Below are 1,761 nucleotides of genomic sequence, written 5' to 3' on the forward strand. Positions count from 1 at the left end.
CCGACATTCCGCAGCTAATTTAGGAATAAACTACCTCATAGAATCTACCGAGTAATTTGAGTAGTTGTGTTTGGTGATCTTGAAGTCCAGTGATGAACCTTTGGCCGTTAATCTCTAGCGTATCTATGCCTTCGAATTGCAAGAAGACCCAACGTGCCGTCGGTCTGGAGGTCGTCTTGTTCTTTACCATACTTGGGAAGAACGCTTCGGTTTGTGCGAGTTGTTCTCTGATTTTGTGTTCTAAACTAGCGTAAACAAGCAAGCTCAACGTCATTATCATTAGCAACGCTTCAATGCGCTCAGGCTTTTTCAAGAAGATGGAAGAGGTTAAAAACTCAGGGCTTTTTAGAAAACGGAAGCCGCGCTCGACTTTTTGTTGCGATTTGTAATGTGCTAGAAGAGCCGCCATGGTGAGTGCTTCATTGTCGGTGTCATTCGTCGCGAGGATAAACATGCCTACTTTGAGCTTAGCCAGTTTTACTTTTTCTAGGTCGGTGAAGGGGGCGGCTTCGATAAAGTATTGGTATCCTGTCGGTGCTTCATCTGTCTTTGGGCGGCCCGAATGAGAGTAAGTCGGCTGTTTGATGAGAGTGCCTTGTTCAAACCCAAGTAAGTCACATTGTTTCTTGAAATCGTTAAACGCTAATTCTGCGTCAACTTCACAAGCGAATGGTTTTTTACTTAGCTTTTCCAACGCTTTGATTTCTTTTGCTATGTTTTTCTCTAAGTTCTTGAAGAAAGTGATTTCTTCCCGCTTGGTGGCCTGTTCACTGTGAACGAGCAACCAACGTTGATTGACCTTTCCGTAATCCGAGTCTATCCAACATCCTGAGTAGCCATGACCGATAGTGCTTAATTGCTCTGGCTCTAGCGCAAGTAGTGCTTGTTTTGCGAGCTTGATGGTCATGGGGACACGGGTAATGAATTTTTGATTTTGCTCATCTAGCGAGGAGATGCTTTCTTCGGTGTACAAAGCGGCATCAGCGATAAAGTAACGACTATTTTGCGCGGCTTTTAGGCAATGTATGTGTCTTTTAGTGACTTCAGCGAATGCCTTGGCATCATTGGTGTTACCACTCAGTGCTTGCATGTAAACAGGAATACCTGCTTGGTTTTCACAGATGAGTTCAAGCACGACTTGGTTAAGCTCTGGCCTATGATCCCGACTATAACCTCTTACAAGCTTAATCACGTTGGTGTTTTCATCTTGTGCATACTCACCATCAACGTGGAAGCTAGTGATATCAAGATGAACAGAATCGGTCGTCAAGCCCAGTTTATCAACAACACGCTCAGCAATAACCTGATAGAGCGCTGAGACATCGGCTTCGTATAGAGCATCTAATGTGCGGCCTAGTACATCATCAGTCAGGTGGTGTGCTTCAATGTCTTTGGCGAGTAGCTTAGATACAGGCTTGGTCTTAAAAAAGTCCGAGAACATGTGCAGTGTTCTGCTATGAAAGCCAAGTCCATTTAGGAGCATGGCCAATACCGCGTCACCATGAGAAACATTGTGGTCAGAATATTTTGGGATAACGGCATCTATCATCCGTGGCAGGCCAATTTCGTGACAAAAGGCGGCAATGAGACCAAGGTGATCTAAGCGTTTAATAACAGGATGGGTAGACATATTTTGAGACCGTCAAATAGCAGTAATAGATCAAAACTGTCGATCGCGGTCAAGATGGTGTCGTAGTTTTTATGAAAAGCTGATCGCCAGATCACACTATTTAAATTCTGGAATTAGCTGCGGAATGACGG

1 protein-coding gene is annotated in these 1,761 nt (G+C 44.3%); it reads right to left on the minus strand.

Translation table 11 applies throughout. The annotated features are described in order from the left end of the window. Positions 1 to 19 precede the first annotated feature (19 nt). Positions 20 to 1,630 (minus strand): IS1634-like element ISSpu7 family transposase, encoded by a 1,611-nt coding sequence (locus tag L5M37_RS23965; RefSeq protein WP_011787758.1) that lies wholly within the window; start codon positions 1,628 to 1,630, stop codon positions 20 to 22. Positions 1,631 to 1,761: the final 131 nt, after the last annotated feature.

Origin of the sequence: Shewanella sp. SM69 (assembly GCF_025653985.1) — a bacterium.
Taxonomy (GTDB): Bacteria; Pseudomonadota; Gammaproteobacteria; order Enterobacterales; family Shewanellaceae; genus Shewanella; species Shewanella oncorhynchi.

Coding starts and splice junctions, on each gene's coding strand:
- L5M37_RS23965 (WP_011787758.1), bottom strand. CDS start 1,630: ATGTCTACCCATCCTGTTATTAAACGCTTAGATCACCTTGGTCTCATT.